The organism is Runella sp. R5_40 (assembly GCF_057652295.1).
The window spans coordinates 59907-85783 of record NZ_JBYFCH010000027.1; the positions used below are offsets into that span (position 1 = coordinate 59907).

The window sequence follows — 25877 nt, forward strand, 5'->3', positions numbered from 1 at the left end:
GTTAAGAGGTAGAATCGGGTTTCCATTGGTACAAATGGTACACCGTATTAAATTCTCCGATTTTTTTAAAGCCCAAACGCTCGTATAAATGCAGAGCGGGGTTGTTATATTCCACATGAATTGTCACCGATTTGCCAAGAACGGCCCCTTGGCGAAGCACTGCTTCTAGGAGCTTGCTGCCCAACCCTTGGCCTCGGTAGGGGGGGAGGATGGCAATGTCCATGATACGTACTTCGGTGGGACTATACTGCCAATGCACATACAGCCGTCCGATGGCTTGCTGTTCTGTTTCGATGATTTGTAAGTCAGCTCCTTTGTACAATTCTTGGTAATACTGGTGCTGGGCCATAAACTGCTGGGTCACAAAAGTACGCTTTTGTGCTTCGGTCCAGTCAGGTACTAGGGCCAATTCCTCGGCCCTAGTACTGGCATAAATTTCTAATAAAGCAGGCAAATCTGCTTCATTGATAGCTCTTGCTCTAAAAAACATTTCACTCATTCAATTACGTGCGAGGAGGAAAGACTCCTTGTAATGCAATGTTAAAATAAAACGTCAAATAAGGCATCATGTTATTATGAGGCTGATCGCCACCTGCGGGTGCCATTGCATTCATTGACATTGAAGCAAAATTGCCTCCGGGTGATGAATTATAGAGACCTGCACGAGCGACATAGGCACCTGCGGGATTAGACTGTAACCCTCCGTCATTGACCACACGCAACGTATGGCTATGGGATGGAATCTCACTTTCTAAAAGAGAGACGGTTTCACTGCCTCCAGTTTCACCCAAATCGTGTAAAGACAACCCAGGCCCTTGACCTGGATGCATGGGAGCTCGGCCTTGCAAATCAGGGAGGGCAAAATTGCTTTTTCCGTTGCCCCCATAAGTGGTGCCTAATAGGGAAAATAAAGCAGTATTTTGAGATAGAGGTAATAACTGACCGTCACACCACGCCCATCCTTTGGGGGCAAAATTAAAAGGGAATATGCGGATTTCTGCTACAAATGGATCCATGATAAGTTTGTGTTTTAGGTAGGTGAAGGAAAAATGCCAAATAGGGAGATAATAAAATCCACACATAAATACGGTTGAAAATTAGTATGTGGTTGGGATCCTCCAGTAGATCTCACAGCCTGTGGTGGAAAATTTACTACCCCACCTGAAGAATCCGTGGAATAACCATCTGCGGAAGCATTTCGAGCAAATGTAGCCCCAGAAGGGGTGCTTCCTGTTCCAGGAGAGTCATTGCCCAAAAACGGATGGGAATGGGCTGGAATTTGATTAACTGTCAGGGTAATTTCTTCGGCACCACCCGTTTCGGCCAAAATAAATCCGTTCCCTTGGTGAATAGGAAGGCGCCCACGTAAATCGGGCAGGGCAAAGGTTGACTGTCCATCTCCACCGTAGGTAGTACCAATAAGGTTAAAAAGGGTCTCGTATTCCGAAATAGGGACAAGTTGCCCTTCGCAAAACATCCATCCTGCGGGGGCAAAATTACCTGCAAACATTCGTATTTCGCCAACATAAGGTTGAGCCATAATCGTTGAAGTTTAAGGGTTAAAGAAAAGGTAAATACAGTAAAAGTGTAGGGTAGCCTACTAGGTGGGGCTTGGGAAGATTCCCTGTAATGCTATTGTAAAACTCAGCGTCAGGAAAGGCTGCATGTTAAGGTGTGCCTGACTCCCACCCGTATTAGTTATCATTCCTGGGTTCATAGCTACGTTGGCCGTTCCAGAATAGAATTCAGAAGGAGACGAATTGGCAAAATAACTACTGGTAGTTGGCGCAATAGAATTCTGTGAGGCTGTGGTAGCAGTGGCTACGTGGGTGTGGGTGGGTAATTCTGAAATGGATAAAGTATGCGCTTGCTCACCTGCGCGCTCACCCAACGTATGCCCACTCCCTACGTGGATAGGGGTTCGACCACGTAAATCGGGTAAATTAAAAGTGGTTTGGCCATTGCCTCCAAACGTAGTGCCTAAAAGAGAAAACAATGCTTGGTTTTGGTTGATGGGAAGTGATTGCCCATTACAAAGCGCCCAACCTTTGGGTGCAAACACAAAACTCATGATCCGAATTTCGGACAAAAACGGTTCTGCCATAACATTTGAGGGTTTAGTAAAACAATGAAAAATTAAGATAAAGGTCTTGATTCCCAGAGGATATATGTGTTCTTTTTGAGGAGAATAGTTGTTACAATGTAGTTGTTCGAGTGAAGATACGATTGAAGATGTACGTCACCTTTGGCACTTAGGTAGCGCCCCGTCTTACTAGCTTTTAACGGGATAAGGGTGGCAAAGGTAGTAGTCCCTAATTGCATAGAAGCTTCAGCGAGGGCTTGTAATTCAAACAATGACCAACACGCGATTTTTTCCCAAGTCCCCGTTGCTTGGCGTTGCCAAAACGGAACCATCAAGTCTAGGGTGCCTAGCGTTGGGTGCTTTTTTTCAAACACCTGCAAACAGTATTGCTGTTGTTCATAAAAGTAAACTTGATTTTCTGCTTGCGAAAATTCTCCTGAAAGAACGGCAGGTAGAGGCGCTGGTAAAGCGCCAGCTGAAGCAATCGAAACGGATTCAATGGGACAAATACTAACAAGTTGCGATAACCATTGAGACCATGTTTGGGGGGAAGAGATAGGCGATTGAGCATAACCCGATAAAAACGGAAGGCTGCCCAAGGAAGTACCTAATAGCTTTATAAACGGCCGTCTTTGCATAACTGAGTAAAGAATAGAGTTTTTCAACGTTGATGGAGACTCATTAAAACTATTTACCAAATATGCTTTATTGGTATAATTTTTTGCGCCTCCACGAACAAAGATATAAAAAATAGTACATTAAAATTATTTTTTTTGAAATTTTTTCGACTACTTTTGAATAATTTATTACACGTTATACTCAGTTTTGAAAAACTACTACGTCATGAAAATCTCTACTCCCATCTCGGTGAGCTTAGTACTCAGTGTACTGATTCAACTTTTCTCCCTTCCAGAAGACAACTATCAGCTAAAACCTGTTGCGTCTCCCAATGAAAAATTGGCCAAAGGAAACCCAGTTGCGAATGCCAATGCAAAGCGAAAGATCTTGCCACTCAGTCCTTTGGCGCCACCTCCAAATGGAACTAACCTAGCTACCCAAGTGAAAACGTGGTGGTTGGCACCTTCCGTTTCTGCTTTAAAAACGGTAGCCCAAGTAGGAACCGACAACGGCACTTCGGGGCCAACGCCAGGCGATGTGCTAGAATATACCATTACTATTACCAATTCATCTACAGTAGATGATGCCACGGGCGTAAAATTTACCGATACCATTGACCCCAATACAACATTGGTTCCTGGTTCGCTTAAAACAGCACCTATTGCCGTGAATGATGCCTATTCTACTGTAGGGAACGTATCTATCGACGTGCCCGTAGGAAGCGGTCTTTTAGCGAATGACGTAAACCTTGACGGCGATGCCATTACAGTCAGCGGAGTGGATGTAACAGGCACCGAAGGAACCGTAACTTTTAATCCTAACGGGAGTTTTACCTTTAACCCAAATCGAGGATATGAGGGTACAACTAGCTTCAAATATACAGTAACGGATGGCACGTTCAGCTCAACGGGGACAGTCAGCATCACAGTGACGGGAATGATTTGGTTTATCAATGCGAGTGCTAGTACTAACGGTGATGGACGCCTTAACTCCCCTTTTAATAATATGAATTCCTTCAATGGCACGTCATTGGATGGAGTGGGCGATAATATCTTTGTTTACTCGGGATCTTATAATAACAATACCAGTACCCTACTGTTGGGACAACAAAAGTTGATTGGGCAAGGAGCTATTGGGGCAAGTTTAGCGGCTTTGGCAGGGGTAACGTTTTCGGTGCATCCACCAATGGGGGGGGCTACCATTCCTGCTATCAATGGCACTCGACCAACGATTAGTCAGAATGCTAACACCGTGAATATGCAGTCGCAGAACCAAGTGCGAGGAGTAAACATCATTAATACAGGTGGCACGTCGTTGCAAGGTGATGTTTTTGGCACTGCTTTGGTACGCGATGTGAGCATCACCAATTCGGGAGGCCCTGGGGTTAGTTTTAACAATGGGTCGCTTGATGTTATCCTTGAGAGTGTGTCGGCCTCTAATGCGTCCAACGGTATTTTCTTACAAAACACAACGGGTAGTTTCCAGATCACAGGTACGGGTACAACAGATGCTTCAGGGGGAACTTTAACCAATATTTCTGGGCGTGGGATTGAAATACGTAACGCAGCAAACGTTACTTTAAAAAATATGAATCTCCCTTCTGCCAATTCATCCAGCGATGGTGGTTTTGATACACAGTGTGATGAAGATGATGTTGCGGCGTGTTTTGCAGCCATTTATATGAATGTGGTCAATACCGTAACCCTCAATAATATTGACATTGGAGCTACTAAAGAGCACGGTATTATGGGCTTGAGTGTGAGCAATCTTACCATGGACAATTGTACAGCCACGGGCAATGGAGATGCTCCATCCGAAGATGAAAGTGCCCTGAAGTTCCGTAACCTAAGTGGTACTTGTTCCATTTCGGGTTCTACTTTTGAAACATCCGCCGTTCGTAATTTTCACCTCATCAACAACACTGGAACGCTCACTTTGACAGTCAATAACTGTACGTTTAACGATCCCACTGGAGCAGACTGTTTTGAAGCCCGTACGCAAGGTTCGGCTACTGCTACCATTAACCTTACAAATAGCCGTTTCCAAAGGGCAGGCACAAAAGGGATTCAAATGATTGCCGAAGGTAGTTCCAATCTTAGCGCCAATATTAACAATTGCAAAGTTGAACGATTTGGAACTCCCATGGCAGGGATTGAAGTGGGATCAGTAGGTACTGCAACTATTAATTACAACATTGTCAACTGTACCGATATTGAGGCGGCTAATGAAGCAGCGGTGTTAAGTTCTACTTTCAATACTTCTAGGTTAAATGGCCGTTTGAATAACAACACCAATATAACTCACAACCATACGGCTCCTACTATATTTAGTACTGTTCGGATGTTGCACGAGCAAAATGGTTTGGCCAAATACGAAATAAAGAACAATGCTAACATTGGTCTTGTCAATGGTGAAGCAACCATTCAAGGGATTGCCCGGGTTGGTACAACCTTAGCCAGTCGCCTCGATTTTTTTGTTAATGGAAATACCCTTACCAGAGATGCAATCAGTTTAGAAGGTGTTGAATTGAGAATGGGGGGGACAGGAGCGGCCAATGACGAAATTATTACCCTTTGTAGTGATGTACTAGCTAACAATGTAAATGGTCCATCAAGCACGCGAGCCATTCGAGTTAGAGACCTCGATCCAACCTCAGGAGATTTGATTTTACAGGGAAGCAATGGGCCTGATGTTCCTACCTATTGGACGGCTAGGGGAAACACTAACTCAGCTGGTATGTTGCAAACCGAAACGGGTACTCCGACCTATTCTGTTAGTACTTCTACTTGTTCTGCCCCATCGCACCCTACCGCCCGCATCGCCGCGGAAATTCTTGCAAAAGAGGAAACCAAACAGGAGGTTGTCGAAGTAGCCCAAGTGGTTGAAGCGCCAAAACAAGAAATTGATAACCAAGCTACGGCTGCCACGGCCGAAAATATCCAAGCAGCCCTCGACGAAGCAGCACGCAAGGGGGTGGTTTTGGCGGGTGAAACCGTGACCGTCGGTGATCCAAGTGGTTTTTTACTTCCTGCGGATCGGGTGTTTACCATTAAGTTTCAGGTATCAATCAATACACCACTTCCTGCGGGGGTATGCCAAATATCAAATCAAGGAACGGTGACGGGAAGTAATATCAGCAATGTGCTCACCGATGATGTGGCTGGAGGAGCGATTAATCCTACCGTCACCCAGTTGTCGAAACATTCGTTGGGAAATTTGGTGTTTAGAGATAACAACAAAAATGGTGTTTTTAATGGAGGCACCGATGCAGGAATTGATGGTGTATTGGTAAACCTCTACCGCGATAATGGTAATGGCACTTTAGATGCGGGGGATACCTTTGTCATTAACACAACCACCGCAGGAGGAGGTTTATACTTATTCAGTAATTTGTGTACGGGAGATTACATCGTTCAAATTCCCTCGTCAGAATTCGGTTCAGGAAAGCCTCTTAATGGTCTAATTTCTAGCCCAGGGGGGACTGCCCCTGATCCTAACTTAAATGCAGACAACGATGACAATGGCCAAGATGCCATCAATGGTTCAATCGCCAGCCAAGCCATTACATTAGCGTATAATGTTAGTGACGTAGAAAACAATACTACACTTGATTTTGGTTTTAGAACCCCGACGCTTGTTTCAATCAATGATGTAACACTCAGTGAAGGTAACGGCGGTGGTACCACTACGTTCACTTTTACCGTAACGCGGGACAATACCGATGACGCCTTTAGTTTGGCCGTAAATACTAACAACAATACGACAAACAGTAGTGATTTTACTCCTATTTCGGGCGGAACAGTGAACTTTACCACGGGTGGAAGCCTCACTGCTACGGTTTCGGTTACTGTTAATGCGGATGATATTGTAGAATTGAATGAAACCTTTGAGGTTGTGCTTTCAGGCGCACCTTATGGAATAATACTTACTAAAGCAACTGGGCTAGGAACGATTACCAACGATGACCAAGCGGTATTGAGTATTAATAGTGTCTCAAATTCTGAAGGAAATTCGGGTACGCAAATCTATTCTTTCACCATTACTTCCGATAAGGCCGTAGATGTACCCTTCACGGTTAATGCTGTTACTTCAGTTGGGACAGCCTCGGCGGGTTCAGACTATGTGTCTAATAGCGAAGTTATTAACTTTACTGGTACCGCAGGAGAAACTCATACTTTCAATGTCACAGTCAATGGCGATGTATTGGTAGAGTCCAACGAAACTTTTTTAGTCCTTCTAAGCGGGGTAAATGCAAATTCCCGTAATGTCATCGTTTCGGGTTCATCGGGTACAGGAACTGGTACCATCACCAACGATGATAATTCTCGGATGACCATCAACGACGTATCACTCATTGAAGGAAATGCTGGAAATACCAATTTTGTATTTACGGTTACATTGGACAATCCTGTGAGTACTACTGTTACTGCCAATTATGCTACCGCCCCACAAACAGCCACTGCTGGAACAGACTATACCACTACCAGCGGTACCGTTACGTTTAATGCAGGTGAAACTTCTAAAACGATTACTGTTCCTGTCATTGGGGATGTCATTGGCGAAGCGAACGAAACCTTCTTTGTGAACCTTACAAACTTGGCCGTAGGTGGCGGGTTGCTAAGTTCAGTAAGCATTATGGATGCCCAAGGACTTGGTACTATTCTGGACGACGATCTTCAGTTTTCTATTAATGACGTGACTGTCAATGAGGGTAATACGGGTTTAACAAACTTTACCTTTACGGTTTCTCGAACCAGTACAGCCACGGCCGAAACGATTAACTACGCAACGGCGGACAATACTGCAACTACTGCCGATAATGACTACACAAGTACAAGTGGTACATTGAGTTTTGCCATTGGAGAATCCGAAAAGACAATTACGGTGACGGTCAACGGAGATACCAAAGTGGAAGGTAATGAAACATTCTTTGTCAATCTTACAGCGCCAAGCAATGGGGCTATTTCTGATGGGCAAGGACTGGGAACGATTACAAACGATGATTTTGCTTCTTTGACGTTAAGTAGCCCTGCTGCCCAAAACGAAGGAACTGCGGGTACGGTGTCTTATCTTTTCAATGTGACGTTAGATAAAAACATGGCTTCAGGTTTTACCGTTAACTACTCGACCAACAATGTTACGGCCACTACTGCTGATAATGACTATGATGATAATGATGGTACATTAACATTTACTGGAACTGCGGGAGAAACGCGTACAATTACTGTGCTCGCCAGAGGAGACACGAAAGTAGAATTGGATGAGACATTTACGGTAACTATCAATTCGGTTACGGGGCCATTGTCTTCTTCTATCAATGTACCTAGTCCATCTCAAACGGCTACCATTCTCAACGACGATCAGGCCACGGTATCGCTGGTAGCAAATGTCAGCCAAAGCGAGGCAACTACGCCGCAAACATTTACGGTCAATTTGAGTAATCCTGTGGATGTGGCTGTTACGTTAAATTTTGCAACAACGGATGGGACAGCAACAACAGGTGACTATACGTCAGTCAATCAAACGGTAACATTCCCAGCGGGTACGACAACGGCCCAAACGGTAGATGTGGCCGTTTCAAACGATAACATAGTAGAAATCGATGAGAATTACAACGTTGCCCTGAGCGCATTATCGGCGTCGGGCCGAGATGTAACGTTTGGTCCTAAAACAACGGGTACGGGAACAATTACTAATAATGACAACACCACGATTACCCTAAGCGGTGGCATTGCTCAGAATGAAGGAAATACAGGAACAACCTCCTATGTATTTACGGTATCATCAACCAATGCTGTACAAGGAGGTTTTAGCGTCAACTACACTACCAATGATGGTACAGCCACCCTTGCCGATAATGATTATACAGACAATGATGGGGCATTGATTTTTACGGGAACTGCGGGGGAAAGCCATCAATTTACGGTACTGGTGAATGGAGATCTAAAAGTCGAAAACAATGAGGATTTTACCACTACTATTAACTCCGTTACAGCCACTCCAATTTCTACTAGTGCGTTTTTGTTGACAGGCAGTCCTCAAACGGGTACGATCAACAACGATGAATTGGATTGGGGTGATGCACCTACCGCCGCTCAAAGTGGCTTTGTTAGTTCCTACCCAACCACCCTTGCTAACAACGGCGCACGCCACAAGTTGGCACCAGGAGGCGTATTTTTAGGGGCAACCGTAAGTGCAGATTTGGACGGGCAACCCACATTGACGGCCAATGGCGATGCTACTGGCGACGATGGCGTCATTTTACCAAGTGCCTTTATCATCAACACTACGGCAAGTGTGACCGTGACGGCATCGGCAGTTTCTAAATTAGACGCGTGGATTGACTTCAACCGCGATGGCGATTGGGATGATGCAAACGAAAAAGTGGCTGACGGGGTTAGCTTAGTGGTGGGGAGTAATACTGTCCCAATCAACGTACCAGCAGCTAGTTTAGGGACATCCTACGCTCGTTTCCGTGTGAGTACCTCAGGTGGTTTGTCGCCCACAGGAGAGGCTACCGACGGAGAAGTAGAAGATTACCAAGTAAGTATCTTGAATAACCAGTTTGCTATCACGAGCCCTACCGTGACGGAAGGGAATACTGGTACGACTAACTTAACGTACACCATTAGCCGAACGACCAACTCAACAGCATCTTCAGTAACATATGAGATTACTGGCGGAACGGCTACGTCAGGCAGTGACTATGTAGCCCTTGCATCGGGAACGGTTAATTTCCTAGCTGGAGGGGCACTTACGCAAGACATTACTGTGGTGGTGAACGGGGATGTGGTAGTGGAAGATAACGAAACGGTAATAGTTACGCTTTCAAACCCTACCAACGGAGCCATCAGCACAGGCACTGGAACGGGCACCATCAATAACGACGACGCCGCGACGCTTACGTTGTCAGGAGGAGTGGCTAAAAACGAAGGAAACAGCGGAAACACAGTATATACTTTTACAGCTACTTTGTCGGCACCCGTTCAAGGAGGTTTCCAGGTAGCTTATACTACTGGAAATGGTACCGCAACAGTGGGAACAGATTATACCGACAACGATGGTAGCTTGACGTTTACTGGAACCGCTGGCGAAGCTAAAACGTGGACGGTAGATGTGCTAGGAGATAACTTGGTAGAAGCCAACGAAACGTTTGAAGCGGCGTTGGGTGCAATTACTTTGACGAGTGCCATTCAATTGGCCGCCATTTCTCTGAGTGGCAGTCCCCAAACGGCCACCATCACCAACGATGACGCCGCTACGGTGTCGTTGGCAGGAAATGTCAGTCAAAGCGAGGCAACCACGCCACAAACATTTACGGTCAATTTGAGTAATCCTGTGGATGTGGACGTTACGTTAAATTTTGCGACAACGGATGTAACGGCATTAACTAGCGACAATGACTACACCGCGGTGAACCAAACGGTAACCTTCCTTGCGGGTACAACTACCGCACAAACCGTGGATGTAGCCATTACGAATGATAATAAAGTAGAAGCCAATGAGGTTTACAACGTTGCCCTGAGTGCTTTATCGGCGTCGGGCCGAAGTGTTAGTTTTGGTACTACTTCAGGCACAGGTACTATTACCAATGATGATGCCGCGACGGTAACGCTGACGGGAACAATCGCAAAAGCAGAAGGAAATACAGGAACGGTAGATTATATCTTTACGGCTACGTTAACTAACCCAGTTCAAGGTGGCTTTACGGTGGCTTATACGACCAGCGATGGCACGGCGACGATTGCTGATAATGACTATACTGACAACGATGGTAGTTTAACATTTACGGGCACGGCAAATGAGACTAAAACTATCACGGTTCAGGCCAAAGGTGATTTGAAAATTGAAGATAATGAACTATTTACGGTCGCATTGGGAGCAATTTCAGGAGCGCCAGCGGGCGTAACCGTGGCAGGTACTGCGCAAACGGGTACGATAGAAAACGACGAATTGGATTGGGGTGACGCACCTACCGCCGCTCAAAGTGGCTTTGCAAGTTCGTACCCAACTACCCTTGCTGACAACGGCGCACGCCATAAGTTGGCACCAGGAGGCGTATTTTTAGGGACAACCGTAAGTGCAGATTTGGACGGGCAACCCACATTGACGGCCAATGGCGATGCTACTGGCGACGATGGCGTCATTTTACCAAGTGCCTTTATCATCAACACTACGGCAAGTGTGACCGTGACGGCATCGGCAGTTTCTAAATTAGACGCGTGGATTGACTTTAACCGCGATGGCGATTGGGATGATGCAAACGAAAAAGTGGCTGACGGGGTTAGCTTAGTGGTGGGGAGTAATACTGTCCCAATCAACGTACCAGCAGCTAGTTTAGGGACATCCTACGCTCGTTTCCGCGTGAGTACATCAGGTGGTTTGTCGCCCACAGGAGAGGCTACCGACGGAGAAGTAGAAGATTACCAAGTAAGTATCTTGAATAACCAGTTTGCTATCACGAGCCCTACCGTGACGGAAGGGAATACTGGTACGACTAACTTAACGTACACCATTAGCCGAACGACCAACGCAGCACCATCTTCAGTAGCTTATGCCATTACTGGCGGAACGGCTACGTCAGGCGGTGACTATGTAGCCTTTGCATCGGGAACGGTTAATTTCCTAGCTGGAGGGGCACTTACGCAAGACATTACTGTGGTGGTGAACGGGGATGTGGTAGTGGAAGATAACGAAACGGTAATAGTTACGCTTTCAAACCCTACCAATGGAGCCATCAGCACGGGCACTGGAACGGGCACCATCAATAACGACGACGCCGCGACGCTTACGTTGTCAGGGGGAGTGGCTAAAAACGAAGGAAACAGCGGCAACACGGCATATACCTTTACAGCTACCTTGTCGGCAGCCGTTCAAGGAGGTTTCCAAGTAGCCTATGCCACAGGAAATGGCACCGCAACAGTGGGAACAGATTATACTGACAATGATGGTAGCTTGACGTTTACTGGAACCGCTGGCGAAACTCAAACATGGACGGTAAATGTGCTAGGAGATAACTTGGTAGAAGCCAACGAAACGTTTGAAGCCTCTTTAGGGGCAATTACGTTGACCAGTGCTATCCAATTAGCCGCTATTATGCCAGGTGGTAGCCCTCAAACGGCCACCATCACCAACGACGATCAGGCCATAGTATCGTTGGCAGGAAACGTAAGCCAAAGCGAGGCAACTACGCCACAAACATTTACGGTAACTATGAGTAATCCTGTGGATATAGATGTAACCGTAAATTTTGCAACCTCGAATGGCGCTGCAACCACTGCCGACAATGACTACACCGCGGTGAACCAAACGGTAACCTTCCTCGCGGGTACTACTACTGCACAAACCGTGGACGTAGCCATTACGAATGATAATAAAGTAGAAGCCAACGAGGTTTACAACGTGACATTGAGTAGTTTGTTGGCGCCAAGTCGAAATGTGATTTTAGGTACTGCAACGGGGACAGGTACCATTAGCAATGACGATGCTTCAACGGTAACGTTGACAGGAACAATCGCAAAAGCAGAAGGAAATACAGGAACGGTAGATTATACCTTTACTGCTACATTAACAAACCCAGTTCAAGGAGGTTTTACGGTGGCTTATACGACAAGCGATGGCACGGCGACGATTGCTGATAATGACTATACTGACAACGATGGTAGTTTAACATTTACGGGCACGGCAAACGAAACTAAAACTATCACGGTTCAGGCCAAAGGTGATTTGAAAATTGAAGATAATGAACTCTTTACGGTCGCATTGGGAGCAATCACGGGAGCGCCAGTGGGCGTAACCGTGGCAGGTACTGCGCAAACGGGTACGATAGAAAACGATGAATTGGATTGGGGTGATGCACCTGATACGTACAAAACGTTGTCGGCCAGCAATGGCCCGCGCCACGCCAACGCCCCAGGAGGAATTCATTTGGGATTGACGGTAGATGCGGATTTAGATGGACAACCCAACGCAACCGCAACAGGCGATGGCACTGACGATGATGGCGTTACGTTGCCTTCCGTATTGGTATTGAATACCACTGCGAGCGTGACGGTCAAAGCTTCAGCCGCAGGAAAGCTGGATGCTTGGGTTGATTTTGATAACAATGGCACGTTTGATAGTGGCGAAAAAGTGTTTGACAATATTGCCGTGAATTCGGGAGATAACCTCTTGACCTTCCCCGTACCTTCAGGAGCTACGCCAAGCAATAGCTTTGCCCGTTTCCGTATCAGTTCCACGGGTGGCCTAAGTCCCGAAGGTTTGGCCACCGACGGAGAAGTAGAAGATTATGCCATTCAAATTGTAAATACCCAATTCTCAATCAATGACGTAACTATCACAGAAGGAAACAGTGGTACGACAAACCTGACATTTACCATAACTCGTACGGTCAATGCCAATGCGTGTTCCGTGAAATATGGTATTACGGGAGGTACTGCTGCATCAGGTACAGACTATCAAATGTTTGCGGATGGTACGGCTTCCTTTACGGCAGGTGGTGCATTTTCGCAAACCATCACTGTGGTCTTGAACGGAGACAACACGGTTGAGCTAGATGAAACAATCTTAATGACGTTAAGTGACCCCATAAATGCGGCGATTTTGGATGGCTCGGGTACGGGTACTATTACCAACGATGATGCCAGTGTGTTGACTGTTTCAAGTCCATCGGTATTTGAAGGAAGTACAGGAACAACGACCATGACGTTTAACTTGAACCTTTCTAATCCTTCCGATGCGGCAGTCGTTGTAAACTATGCAACAGTGGACGGCACGGCTACCATAGCCGACAATGATTACGTAAGTACGTCAGGTACGCTAACATTTGCGGCTGGTGAAACCTCGAAAACAGTAACGGTAACGATAAACGGAGATTGTAAAGACGAAGTTAACGAAACCCTTTTGCTACGCTTGAGCAGTCTCGCTGCCAACGGCCGCAACGTAAGTTTAAGCGGCGGCGGAGCTACTTTAGACGGTACAGGCACCATCGTAAATACACCTTTGCCAACGGCGACGATCGCGGGGACAACGACGGTATGTCTTACGGGAACAGCGCCAATGGTGACTTTTACGGGGGCAAATGGTACATCGCCTTATACCTTCAATTACCAAATCAACGGCACACCTCAAACGGCATTGGTTTCAACGGGGAATACTTCAACGACGACAGCACCAACGAGCGTTCCTGGCATTTACACCTATACATTGGTGAGTGTGAGCGACGCCAACGGATGTAGTTCGACTATTGGAAGTTCGGTGACGGTAACGGTACAGGGAAAACCAGAAATTACCCTCAATGCCCAACAACAAACACTCAATGAAGGAAATACGCGTACGCTTTGCGACATTGATAGTAACCCAGTGAATGCTTTACAGTTCAATGTTACGGGCCTGTGTGTCGTTGGGAATCCCGTTTGGCGGGTGCAAGTGGGGAATGGTACATGGGGCGCGTGGTCGAGCAGTGCACCCACTTCTCAGCCGTCTGATAACCAACTCTACCGCTATCAAGCGGCTTGCGATGCAAGTTGCCCAACAACCTATACAGGAATTATTACATTGACAATCAATTACCGAGCATCGATTCCACAAAATGTGTCTTTGGTATCCGATGGTGTTACAGTGGCGGCGGGTGAATCGAAAGTACTCTGTGACTTGCCTGGAACAACTATTACCTTCAATGCCACTTGTGCTGCTGGAGAAATCATTTTGTATTCGGTTGATGGAGGCGATTATTCTACAATTGCACCGAGTCAGTTGGTCGATGGTCTTGTTCATAATTACCGCGTTCGTTGTCGTAAAGCCGACGGAACGCCGTCGTGTATTGAAACCGAATCGGCTTCGATGAGTTTGAGAACTGTAACAACCTTAGCAACGCCTGTTGTGAGCCTAAATCCAACCAGTAGCTGCGGTGGTTCTGTACCGATGACGAGCATATCAAGCTGTGTTGGAACCACAACAATATGGTTCAATGCAACGACCAACGCGGTTTTGGGAAGTTTGCCTGCGATGAGCCCTACAACAACGACATCTTATTATGCGCGTTGCCAGACAGATGCAGGTTGTTTGAGTGAGAAGAGCAATGTCGTGACATTCACAGTAGCGCCAGTGAACACAGCCCCAGCGGTGTCGGTTTCAAACACCATCGTTTGTACGGGTACGTCAGTGACGGTTTCGGCCAATTGTCCAGCAGGTAGTAAGGCATTCTGGAATACTGGAGTGAACGAAAATAGTTTCCAAGTGGCGTTTAGTAATGCAACACAGCAAAGCTACTGGGCAAAGTGTATTTTTACCGACGGTTGCCAAAGTGCAGAAAGTGTTCGTATGACGGTGATTTGGAAAGCTTTTGAGTTAACCCTCATTAATATTGGCCAAACTAAATCGGGCATAAAAGCCGCCAACGACAAGTCACTTTGGACGAGTCAATTTATCACCCGTGATGGTGGCCCAGAGTTGGAATTTAGCACCCAAACCAACCCAACGCTGTACCACGTGGAAAATGTAAATAAGACTGCACCACGTTTCTGGACCATCCACGCAGACGTATGTGATTTGGGAACTGAAGGCTCGTTGACGTTCGACATGTTGGCTACTCCTGAGGTAGGCGTGCCACGTTCGTTCAATACCCACGAAAACAATGCGCCTTATTTCATGTACGCCAACCGTGAAGGTTGGACGGAGTTGTACGCCCAAAACCACCCTGCCTACGGTTTCTACGAAGACAATGGCGCAGGAGGCAATACGTACGATACAGGCTTACCAAAAGGGTTGTATAAGTTGGGGGTTCGCTATTGGGACCAAAAAGGCTGGGGTAGTATTTATCCTTCAACCCGCAAACCTCAAGGAAATGTACTTACTTACCAAGAGTACTGGTTCAGAATACAATCGAGAGATGGAGTAGGTGTTGGGGGAGTGAGGACGGCTGGTTCGGACAACGGACCACAGATTACCGATAACGCCTCTTTTGCAACGGTTATGCCAAACCCAGTTTCAAAAATCCTTCGCCTCAAAGTAGCCAATAGCAAAGGCAAAGAGGTGAAAGCGACGTTGATGGATGGCACTGGCCGTACGGTACAAAACCGATTGTTTGTGGCAGAAACCAATGCACATCAAGAGGAGTTTGACGTAAATGACTTGCCAAGCGGAATGTACCTTTTGAAAGTAGCAACTTCGGAAAAACAAGCTACCTTGAAAGTGGTAAAAGTAGAATAATCGCATTGAAACAATTTTTTCAAAAGGCTGTTTCCATTTCGGAGGCAGCCTTTTGTCGTTTACGGATGTTCGTAGTACCTTTCGCTTTTGATTCTTGACCCAATGCTCCGAAGTTCAATCTTTCTTTTATTGGTAGGTTTTCTGCAAACGGCGTTAGCGCAATCAAACTTTGAACAGTTCGATTACCTGACCATCACTGAAGGATTGCCACACAATACCGTATTTTGTCTAACCCAAGACCAGCAAGGTTTTATTTGGGCGGGGACCAAAGATGGCTTGGTACGGTTTGATGGATATGAGTGTCGGGTTTTTCGGCAGTCGGGGAGTGGTATGTCTTCGTTTCAAGGAAAAAGTGTTCATGCGATTCTGGAAGACTCCAAGGGAAATCTCTGGGTAGGGACGCAAACGGAAGGACTTAATTTACGGGAAGTCAACACGGGTGAGTTCAGAAATTTGAGCAATGAGTTGCCATTTAAACCTTTGGCAAAAAAGTGGATTAAGCACCTGTTTGAAGACCGACAAGGCCGCATTTGGATTGGCACAATTGGGGCGGGCGTATGGTGCTATGAGCCTAAAGTAAAGAAAATGAGGCATTTTGATGCGTCAAATTCGCCGCTTGCCTTCAATGAAGTAGCAAACATTAGCCAAGATAGCCAAGGCCGCATTTGGATAGCTACTAGCGGAAAAGGTATCTACTATTTTGACGAAAAACGCATTCACCCACTCCATGCTAATGGGAAAAATGATACCGATTTTGAGAGTTTTGGAAAAGTGTTTTTCAACGATAAACAGGGTGATTTGTGGGTAGGAACGCAGGGGTCTGGTTTGTATAAAATTGCCAAAGCGACCTTAGAGATTCGTCGATACGCTATGTCCGAGGGGCTTTCTTCTAACAACGTCATGGGTATTGCTCAGGCTACCAACGGCGAACTGCTTTTGGCGACCGATGGTGGGGGTTTAAATATTTTTGACCCTAAAACCGAGACGTTTTCATCGGTTCAGTACGGAAAAACGCAAGGAAAATTAAACTCAAATGCTTTGCTGAATATCCTCGTTGACCGCGATGCAAACGTATGGATTGGTACGTTTAATGGGGGAATCAACGTTTATAAAGCGCACAAAACGCGTTTTGAAACGCTTACGCAAACGGGTAGCAGAAAGGGAGAACTGAGCCATCGCTCAGTTTTGAGTATTTGCGAGGCTAAAAATGGCCAGATATACATCGGTACCGACGGAGGTGGGCTCAATAGGTTTGACAACCGTCTGAAGACTTTTTCTCCCATTCCTAACCAGCCCGTTGGCTACGGAAGCGTGGTAAAAACTATTTTTGAAGACTCCCGTCAACGTTTATGGTTGGGGTATTTTGAGAATGGTTTGAGCTACTTTGAACCCAAAACGCAACGTTTTAAACATTTTCGGTTTAACCCAGCTGACCGCACTACCATCGGAGGAAATAACGTATGGACAATGACGGAAGACCGTTTGGGGAAGTTGTGGGTGGGAGTTTTGGGAGGAGGTTTGGCTAGATTGGATGATATTGAACAGGGGAAGTTTACCCGTTTCAACCATCACCCTAAAGACACTCATAGCCTTTCGAGTGATGATATCATGGTGATTTTTGCGGATAAAAATGACCAAATTTGGGTAGGGACTGATACCAAAGGGCTAAATATTTTTGACACAAAAACGGCGAAATGCCAACGGTTTCAGTACGAAAGAGAGAACCTTAAAAGCGTATCTGCCAACGATATTCGGTGTATTTTTCAGGATTCTAAAGGACGGCTTTGGATTGGTACCGAAAGCGGTGGATTGAATCTTTGGCTTGGCAATGGGCAATTTCGACATTTTACGGAGCAACAGGGCTTGATTTCTAATGCCGTCATGGGCATTGTGGAGGACAAAGATGGGTATTTATGGGTAAGTACGTTTCGGGGCGTAAGCCGTTTTGAGGTTGAATCGAACCAGTGGCTTAACTTTGACTTTACCAAAAACTCGTACCTGACGTCTAACCAATTTAACCAAGCTACGGGTTTACGAAGCGATAATGGAGTACTTTATTTTGGAGGTATCAACGGACTGACATTGATTCGCCCCGAAGAAGTGCGGTATTTGAAAAAAACGCCTGAATTGGTCTTGACGGACTTTAAACTTTTTAACCAATCCGTTCCAACAGGAAAGCTACCAGATGGTCGCATCGTTTTGAATAAATCGTTAGAGCACGCCTCCAATGTAGAGTTGTCGTATGCCGATAACATATTTTCGATTGGGTTCGCAGCCCTTGATTTTACCGACCCACTCAAAAATCAGTATGCTTTTCAAATGGTGGGTTTTGACCGTGAGTGGCGAATGACGAACAGCGACCAACGACTCGTTACCTATACAAACTTAGAGCCTGATACCTACGTGTTTAGGGTGAAAGGAACCAATAATAATGGCGTTTGGAGTAAAGAAAAAACGCTCACCATTGTCATTAGTCCTCCTTTTTGGCAAACGTGGTGGTTTAAGCTAGTCATGGGGTTGCTGACGTTGGCCTTGGCTAGGTTGATTTTACAAATTTATACCTCGCGCCGCGAAATGGCATTAAAACAAAAAGTGCTGGAATCGGATCGTGCCATTTTAACCCTGACCAACGAAAATTTAGCGGCCGAACAGGCCATTTTGTACTTGCAAAACGAAAAATTAGAAACCGAAATACAGTCAAAAAATACGGAGCTAATGGCAACGGCGGTGCAAATGGCGCATAAAAATGAAATCCTTATCAGCATCGTTGAGCAACTGGAAGATATTCGGAACATCGAAGAAACAGAAAAAATCAAACGCCTCAAGAGTCTTAAAAAGACGATTGAAACCGAAATTGAAGGAGAGCGAAGTTGGGAGCAGTTTACCTTGTATTTCGATGAAGTCAATCAAAATTTTACCACCGAACTTCTAAAAAAACACCCATCGCTTACCCAGAATGACCTCCGAATGTGCGCACTTACGCGCCTAAATATGACCAATAAGGAATTGGCCGCTATCCTAAATATATCAGTAACTGGGGTGGAAAAAAGTCGTTACCGACTTAAAAAACGGTTAGACTTAACTCCGAAAGACGACCTAGCAGCTTACCTGAGAGGGTTCTAACAACTCAAAAAACTGGTTTTTAAACCCAATTTTTGCCCTGTCCAGTTAATGTCCAAGTGATTTTTGGTAATAAAATGAGAAAAAATTGAATGTTTGCGAGCAATTAGCGACGCGTCTCGCATTTAACCTATGATTTCTGATTTTCTTACCTTAACTGTTACTTGTAAAATGAAAAACAATGTACGCCATGTTTTTTGTCTCAGTGCAATGCTCATTGGGATGCTAGTGTGTTTTTCGACGGGCAGGGCTTGGGGGCAAGCGCCTCCGGGCTACCGATTGATTTGGAGCGACGAATTTAACGGAGCCACCATCGACCCTGCCAACTGGGGTTTCGATATTGGTGGTTCGGGTTGGGGAAACAACGAATTGCAGTACTACACCAATCGTCCCGAAAACGCTTTTTTGAACAACGGAAATCTTGTCATTGAAGCCAGAAAAGAAAGTTACGAGGGCCGCGATTATACCTCCGCTCGTTTGTTGACCAAAGGCAAACGCGATTTTCTATTTGGTCGCATCGACATTCGGGCAAAACTACCCAAAGGACAAGGGATTTGGCCTGCACTTTGGTCACTTGGAAAAAACATCGACCAAGTGAGCTGGCCAGCTTGTGGTGAAATGGATATTATGGAGTTATTGGGACATGAACCAAACAAAATGTACAGCACCGTTCACTGGGCACCTCCAGGGGGTGGGTCAACCAACCTTCCCGCAAATTATGTACTTCCATCGGGTGATTTTTCGCAAGATTTTCACGTCTTTTCAATGGTTTGGGAAAGAGATATCATCAAATTTTACGTAGATGAACACCTGATTACCACGGTGACAAAGGCAAACATCACGGGAAATTATCCCTTCAATGATCCATTTTTCCTCATTTTTAACGTTGCAGTAGGGGGGAATTGGCCTGGTAACCCAGATGGAACTACCACTTTTCCCCAACGGATGTACGTGGACTATGTGAGGGTATTCCAACAAGAAACCAGTTTGGCTGGGCCAACGGTGGCGGCTCCTACGCCAATTGAACCTGCTTCTCGCGTGATTTCGTTGTTCAGTAATGCTTACACCAACGTTGCGGTAGATACGTGGTCGGCATCTTGGGATGTGGCCGATGTAGAAGATGTAGCAGTGGCGGGTAATGCAACAAAAAAATACACCAATCTTACCTATGCTGGTGTGGAGTTTCATACCCCTGGGCCAGTGATTGATGCCAGTTCGATGGAGCGCTTTCATGCCGATATTTGGACGCCAGACGCCAGTACTTTTAAGCTTAAATTGGTCGATTTTGGAGCCAATGGCGCTTATGGTGGGGGTGATGATACCGAACATGAATTGACTTTTACGCCCACATTAGGCAACTGGTATTCGATTGATGTGCCTCTTAGCAATTTTACAGGCTTGACTTCGCGAGCTCACTTGTCACAGTTAATCATTGTGGGTGATGGCGGAAATAAATCGGTATGGGTTGACAACGTTTACCTCTATAAATTACCTCCGACCCAGCCAATGGTGGCAGCCCCAACGCCTACCCAGCCGTCGGCCAATGTAAAATCGTTATTTAGTAATGCTTACACCAATTCGCCCGTAGATACTTGGTCGGCTTCGTGGGATCAGGCAGATGTGGAAGATGTGATGATTGAGGGCAATACCACAAAAAAATATTCAAACTTAAATTACGCAGGCGTCGAATTTCATACCCCAGGCCCCGTGGTAGATGCCAGTATCATGGAGCGTTTTCACTTGGATGTTTGGACAGCCAATGCCAGTACTTTTAAGGTAAAATTGGTGGATTTCGGCGCGGATGGTGCCTTTGGTGGTGGCGATGACACCGAACACGAATTATCGTTTTCGCCTACGTTGGGAGAATGGTTTGCCATCGACGTACCATTAACTGCTTTTGCCAATATGACTTCTCGTTCACACCTTGCTCAGTTAATTTTTGTGGGTGGGGGAGACAAGACCGTCTGGCTAGATAATATATATTTTTACCGAACAAGTGAAGCTCCAACCGAACCAATGGTCGCCGCTCCAACACCGACGCAGCCGTCGTCGAACGTAATTTCATTGTTCAGCAATGCTTATACCAACGTCGCCGTGGATACATGGTCGGCACCGTGGGACATGGCGGATGTAACAGAGGTGATGGTGGCAGGAAATGCCACGAAAAAATACAGCAACTTGACCTTTGCAGGCGTGGAGTTCCATACCCCAGGCCCCGTAGTGAATGCCACCACAATGGAGCGGTTTCACGCGGATGTGTGGACGGCCAATGCGAGTACAGTCAAGGTAAAATTGGTGGATTTTGGTGCCAATGGTACGTTTGGAGGTGGCGATGATACCGAGCACGAGTTATCCTTCACGCCAACCCTTAATTCATGGTTTGCCATCGACGTGCCGTTGAGTAGTTTTACAGGCATGACTTCAAAAGCCCACGTAGCTCAGTTGATTTTGGTGGGTGAAGGTGGTGGTAAAACCGTATGGGTGGACAACGTCTATTTTTACAAAACAACGCCCATCGCAACTGAGCCCACTGAAGCTGCTCCTACGCCCACGCAGCCATCGTCGAACGTAATCTCGCTCTTTAGTAATGCTTACACCAACACCCCCGTGGATACTTGGTCGGCTTCGTGGGACATGGCAGATGTGTCGGATGTGATGGTGGCGGGCGATGCGACCAAGAAATACAGCAACTTGACCTTTGCAGGGGTGGAGTTTCATACGCCAGGCCCCGTCGTAAATGCTACAACGATGGAGCGTTTCCATGTTGATGTGTGGACGGCTACAGCAAGAACATTTAAAGTAAAACTGGTGGATTTTGGAGCCAATGGTGCTTTTGGCGGTGGCGATGATACCGAGCACGAGTTGTCGTTTACGCCGACGCTTGGCACTTGGTTTTCGATTGATGTACCGTTGAGTAATTTCACGGGAATGACATCTCGTTCGCACGTAGCCCAATTACTTTTTGTTGCGGATGGTAAAACAGCGTGGATTGACAACGTCTATTTTTACAAATTACCCCCAGTAGAACCAATGGTGGCTGCCCCAATGCCTACCCAACCGTCGTCAAACGTGATTTCGTTGTTCAGCAACGCTTACACCAATGTCGCCGTGGATACGTGGTCAGCCCCGTGGGACATGGCGGATGTGTCGGACGTGATGATTGCGGGAGATGCGACGAAGAAGTACAGCAACCTGACATTTGCAGGGGTGGAGTTTCACAGCCCAGGCCCCGTGGTGAATGCCACTTCGATGGAACGCTTCCACGCGGATGTGTGGACGGCCAATGCGAGTACGTTCAAGGTGAAATTGGTAGATTTTGGCGCCAATGGTACGTTTGGCGGTGGTGATGATACCGAGCACGAGTTGACATTTAGCCCGACCTTGAACTCATGGTTCTCCATTGATGTGCCTTTAAGCAACTTCACAGGGATGACTTCAAAAGCCCACGTAGCTCAGTTGATAATTGTAGGCGAAGGTGGAGGTAAAACTGTATGGATTGACAACGTTTATTTTTACCGAAACACCGCCCCTGCCCCAATTGTGAGCCTTTCGCCGATGGGCAATTGCGGAACTCCTGTTGATTTTTCAGGTACGGCCAATTGCGGAAGTTCTGCGGTGGTGTGGTACAATGCCACGACCAACGAAGCATTGCCTAACTTACCCGCCAAAACTCCTACAGCCACTACTTCTTACTACGCTCGTTGTAAGTCGGCCGACGATAAGTTAAGCGATAAGAGTGAGGTGATTACCTTTACCGTTGTATCACAAGTTGCGACTCCAACAATTACAGTTTCACAAGCAACTGTTTGTACAGGAACGACTGTGACGGTTTCGGCCAATTGCCCTGCGGGTAGTAAAGCCTTCTGGAATACGGGTGTTAATGAAAACAGTTTCCAAGTAGCTTTCAACAACGTAACCCAACAGACCTTTAAAGCAAAATGTGTATTTGCAGGAGGCTGCGAAAGTGGGGAAAGTGCTGCTAAAATGGTGAGATGGAAAGCGTTTGATTTGACATTTATCAATATTGGTCAAAGTAAATCGGCAGTTAAAACGTCCAATAGCCGTAGTGAGTGGGACAGTCAATTTATCACGTCAGATGGTGGGCCGTCTTTGGAGGAAAGTACCCAGCAAAACCCAACCTTGTATTTTGCTGAAAATGTGAACAAAATGGCACCACGGTACTGGACTATTCATGCTGATGCCTGTGCCCTCGGTACAAATGGTTCATTAACGTTTGATATGAGAGCTACCCCAGAGACAGGCGTGGTGCGTTCGTACAATACCCACGAAAACAATGCTCCTTACTTTATGTACGGTAATCGCGATGGTTTTACGGAATTGTACGCCCAAAACCACCCTGCGTATGGTTTTTACGAAGACAATGGTGCAGGAGCGAATGTGTATGACGCGGGCTTACCCAAAGGATTGTACAAACTGAGCGTTCGCTATTGGGATCAAAAAGGCTGGGGAAGTGTCTATCCTGCCACCCGCAAACCCCAAGGAAACGTGTTGGTTTACCAAGAATATTGGTTCCGTATCCAGTCAAAAGACGGGGTTGGAGTAGGCGCAGCGCGGGAAATGGCAATGGGCGAAGGGCAAGAGGCAAATGGCAAAGGGCAAGAGGCAAATGGCAAAGGGCAAGGGTCGGATGACGGAAAACAGATAACCGATAACGGGTCTTTCGCTACAATTCTCCCCAACCCCGTCACCAATCTCCTCCGCTTGAAAGTGCAAGATAGCAAGGGGCAAATGGTACAAACTTCCTTGACGGACGCATCGGGTCGGAAGGTATTGGGACGTCTGTTCGTGCCCGAAACCAACACCCACCACGAAGAGTTTGAAGTTGGAAACCTTGCCAGCGGAATGTACTTTTTGCATGTGACAACCCCAGCGAAACAAGCAACCCTGAAAGTAGTAAAAGTAGATTAATAACCGTTTGCATCAATGACAATGGGCTGTTTCGGAAGAAACAGCCCATTTGTTGTTTAGAGAGTCAGAAAATTCGTCATTCTAAACTCGTAATTCCCAATTATTTATAAACCTTCTCATAATACTCCGCCACCATGCGGTCAGAGTTAAAGAAGTCGCCTACTTCATTCATGCTTGTCAGGACGGTCTTGTACCAGTCTTTGGGGCGTTGGTAATAAAGCGGCAAAATCTCGTTTTCGAGCATGTCAAGCATGTTGGAAATATCTTCTCCGTCGCGGTTGTGGTCAGATGCGACGGGAACGATAAATGAGTTTTCGCCGTGGCGAGAAAATTCACACACCCAGCCGTCGTAGGTTGAAAAGTTGAGACTGGCGTTCATCGCCGCCGTCATTCCACTGGTACCCGAAGCTTCGCGCGTCACCACGGGCGTATTGAGCCATACATCCGAGCCTTCTTTGAGCTGCTTCGACAAGGCCAATTCGTAGCCCGTCAGCACCGCCATGTTGGGGTAGAGGTGACTGAGGTAATACAAATGATTAAACGTTTGAATGGCGCCCTCGTCTTTGGGATAAGGCTTCCCTGCCCAGATAAACTGAATCGGGAGGTCTTTATTACGCATAATTCGGTCAAAGCGTTCTTGGTCGCGGGTAAGTAAGTCAGGGCGTTTGTAACCTGCAAAACGTCTCGCCCAAACGATGGTAAGCACATTCGGGTCAAAAAGTTTCCCCGCTTGGTCGGCTACGGTTTTAAACAATTGCCCTTTTAGCGCTTTTTTACGCTTTTCGAGGGCTTTTAAATCGCCTTTTTCGCGGGCTTTTTCTAAGTCGGCATCCGCCCAAGAGGCTTTGTGTTGGGAGTTGGTTACGTGGGCAATGTCACAAATATCCTTGGCCCATCCCCACATCTGCCGCGACACTTCCCCGTGAAGTTTGGACACGGCATTGGCTTGGTGACTCAATCGAAGCGCGGCCAACGAGTGATTAAATACATTGTCAGAAATGCCCGTAATCTTGCGAACCTCGTCCAATTTAAGACCCGCAAAAAAGCTCAGGTCGTTCAAAAAGTGAATGTCATGTTTTTCATTACCTGCTTCTTCGGGCGTGTGCGTAGTGAACACAAACTTCTTCTGAACGGCTTCTTTTTTACCCAACTTTTGGTACATGTAGAAAACCGACGATACCGCATGGGCTTCGTTGAGGTGGTAAATGTCAGGGTCGTAGCCAAGTTCATCCAAAAACTTTGCTCCTCCAATGCCTAAGACCATGCACTGCATCACTTTGATGGCTGGGTCGGAGTCGTACAACCGATACGAAATTTGACGCGCCCAGGTGTCGTTGCCGTCGGTATCAGTGGTCAAGAAAAACATCGGAACCGTCCCAAAAGTCGTTGGGTCGAGAAAATAGGCCGCTACCCACACGGGCTTATTGGCAATCGTAATTTGGAAGCGGATGCCCGTATCTTTCAGAAAGCTGTACATTTTTTCCCGAAACTGAGGCATCATGCTATTGTCAGCATTGCGCATTTGGTCGTAGTACCCAAATTTCCACAACATGCCGACTCCAATAAGATTTTGTTTTAAATCGTGGGCACTTTTCATGTGAGAACCCGCTAAAAATCCCAAGCCACCCGAATAGGTTTTTAGGGCTTGGTCAATGGCAAATTCCATTGAAAAATAGACCGCAGATTTTTTAAAGCGAGCATCGAACGCATACGGATGTGCGTAGGCCGCAGGAAGTTTTTTTGCCATAAAAGTAAATCATCATAGGTTTAAGGATGCTAAGCTAAGAAAAAATACCTAATCGTGCAGCAGGTTTCTCATTGGTGTGCAGCAGGTTTCTCAAAACCTATGGTAACCCCATAACTTGTTGATTTGGGGTGGTATTTTTGAGGGCGAATCCCTCAACGATAGCCTTGAATC

Annotated in this window: 9 protein-coding genes; 3 read left to right on the forward strand and 6 right to left on the reverse strand. The window is 46.4% G+C overall.

Annotated features, from left to right (window positions below; genetic code table 11):
- Position 1: 1 nt before the first annotated feature.
- Genes AC23N5_RS28015 through AC23N5_RS28035 form a run of 5 tightly spaced genes read right to left on the reverse strand, consistent with a single transcriptional unit; the run spans position 2 to position 2721 of the window.
- Positions 2–499: a GNAT family N-acetyltransferase gene (locus AC23N5_RS28015; RefSeq protein WP_487758059.1), complete on the reverse strand. Its 498-nt coding sequence runs from the start codon at positions 497–499 to the stop codon at positions 2–4.
- Positions 500–503: 4 nt separating this feature from the next.
- Positions 504–1016 carry a phage tail protein gene (locus AC23N5_RS28020; protein WP_487758060.1) on the reverse strand — a complete coding sequence of 171 codons (513 nt, stop codon included), beginning with the start codon at positions 1014–1016 and terminating at the stop codon, positions 504–506.
- 14 nt (positions 1017–1030) lie between these two features.
- Positions 1031–1540 (reverse strand): phage tail protein, encoded by a 510-nt coding sequence (locus AC23N5_RS28025; protein WP_487758061.1) that lies wholly within the window; start codon positions 1538–1540, stop codon positions 1031–1033.
- A 60-nt stretch (positions 1541–1600) separates the two neighbouring features.
- Entirely contained in the window at positions 1601–2104 is a 504-nt protein-coding gene (locus AC23N5_RS28030; protein WP_487758062.1) for a phage tail protein, read from the reverse strand.
- Between the two features lie 32 nt (positions 2105–2136).
- Complete coding sequence (locus tag AC23N5_RS28035) at positions 2137–2721, reverse strand: hypothetical protein (protein WP_487758063.1); 585 nt, start codon at positions 2719–2721, stop codon at positions 2137–2139.
- Positions 2722–2926: 205 nt separating this feature from the next.
- On the opposite strand from AC23N5_RS28035, the gene AC23N5_RS28040 reads away from it, so the two are divergent.
- From AC23N5_RS28040 to AC23N5_RS28050, 3 genes are all read left to right on the forward strand, one after another.
- A complete protein-coding gene (locus AC23N5_RS28040; protein WP_487758064.1) occupies positions 2927–15910 on the forward strand; it encodes a Calx-beta domain-containing protein in 12984 nt (4327 codons plus the stop codon).
- A gap of 102 nt (positions 15911–16012) precedes the next feature.
- Positions 16013–19033 (forward strand): ligand-binding sensor domain-containing protein, encoded by a 3021-nt coding sequence (locus AC23N5_RS28045; RefSeq protein WP_487758065.1) that lies wholly within the window; start codon positions 16013–16015, stop codon positions 19031–19033.
- 168 nt (positions 19034–19201) lie between these two features.
- Positions 19202–23959, forward strand: coding sequence for a family 16 glycosylhydrolase (locus AC23N5_RS28050; protein WP_487758066.1), 4758 nt, complete (start codon positions 19202–19204; stop codon positions 23957–23959).
- Positions 23960–24059: 100 nt separating this feature from the next.
- Here AC23N5_RS28050 and glgP read toward each other — a convergent pair whose 3' ends face one another.
- Positions 24060–25706, reverse strand: coding sequence for an alpha-glucan family phosphorylase (gene glgP / locus AC23N5_RS28055; RefSeq protein ID WP_487758067.1), 1647 nt, complete (start codon positions 25704–25706; stop codon positions 24060–24062).
- Positions 25707–25877: the final 171 nt, after the last annotated feature.

Bases quoted from the DNA above. Each gene is read 5' to 3' on its own strand.
- AC23N5_RS28030 (WP_487758062.1), bottom strand. From the start codon at position 2,104: ATGGCAGAACCGTTTTTGTCCGAAATTCGGATCATGAGTTTTGTGTTT.
- AC23N5_RS28050 (WP_487758066.1), top strand. From the start codon at position 19,202: ATGAAAAACAATGTACGCCATGTTTTTTGTCTCAGTGCAATGCTCATT.
- AC23N5_RS28020 (WP_487758060.1), bottom strand. From the start codon at position 1,016: ATGGATCCATTTGTAGCAGAAATCCGCATATTCCCTTTTAATTTTGCC.
- AC23N5_RS28040 (WP_487758064.1), top strand. From the start codon at position 2,927: ATGAAAATCTCTACTCCCATCTCGGTGAGCTTAGTACTCAGTGTACTG.
- glgP (WP_487758067.1), bottom strand. From the start codon at position 25,706: ATGGCAAAAAAACTTCCTGCGGCCTACGCACATCCGTATGCGTTCGAT.
- AC23N5_RS28035 (WP_487758063.1), bottom strand. From the start codon at position 2,721: ATGCAAAGACGGCCGTTTATAAAGCTATTAGGTACTTCCTTGGGCAGC.
- AC23N5_RS28015 (WP_487758059.1), bottom strand. From the start codon at position 499: ATGAGTGAAATGTTTTTTAGAGCAAGAGCTATCAATGAAGCAGATTTG.
- AC23N5_RS28025 (WP_487758061.1), bottom strand. From the start codon at position 1,540: ATGGCTCAACCTTATGTTGGCGAAATACGAATGTTTGCAGGTAATTTT.
- AC23N5_RS28045 (WP_487758065.1), top strand. From the start codon at position 16,013: ATGCTCCGAAGTTCAATCTTTCTTTTATTGGTAGGTTTTCTGCAAACG.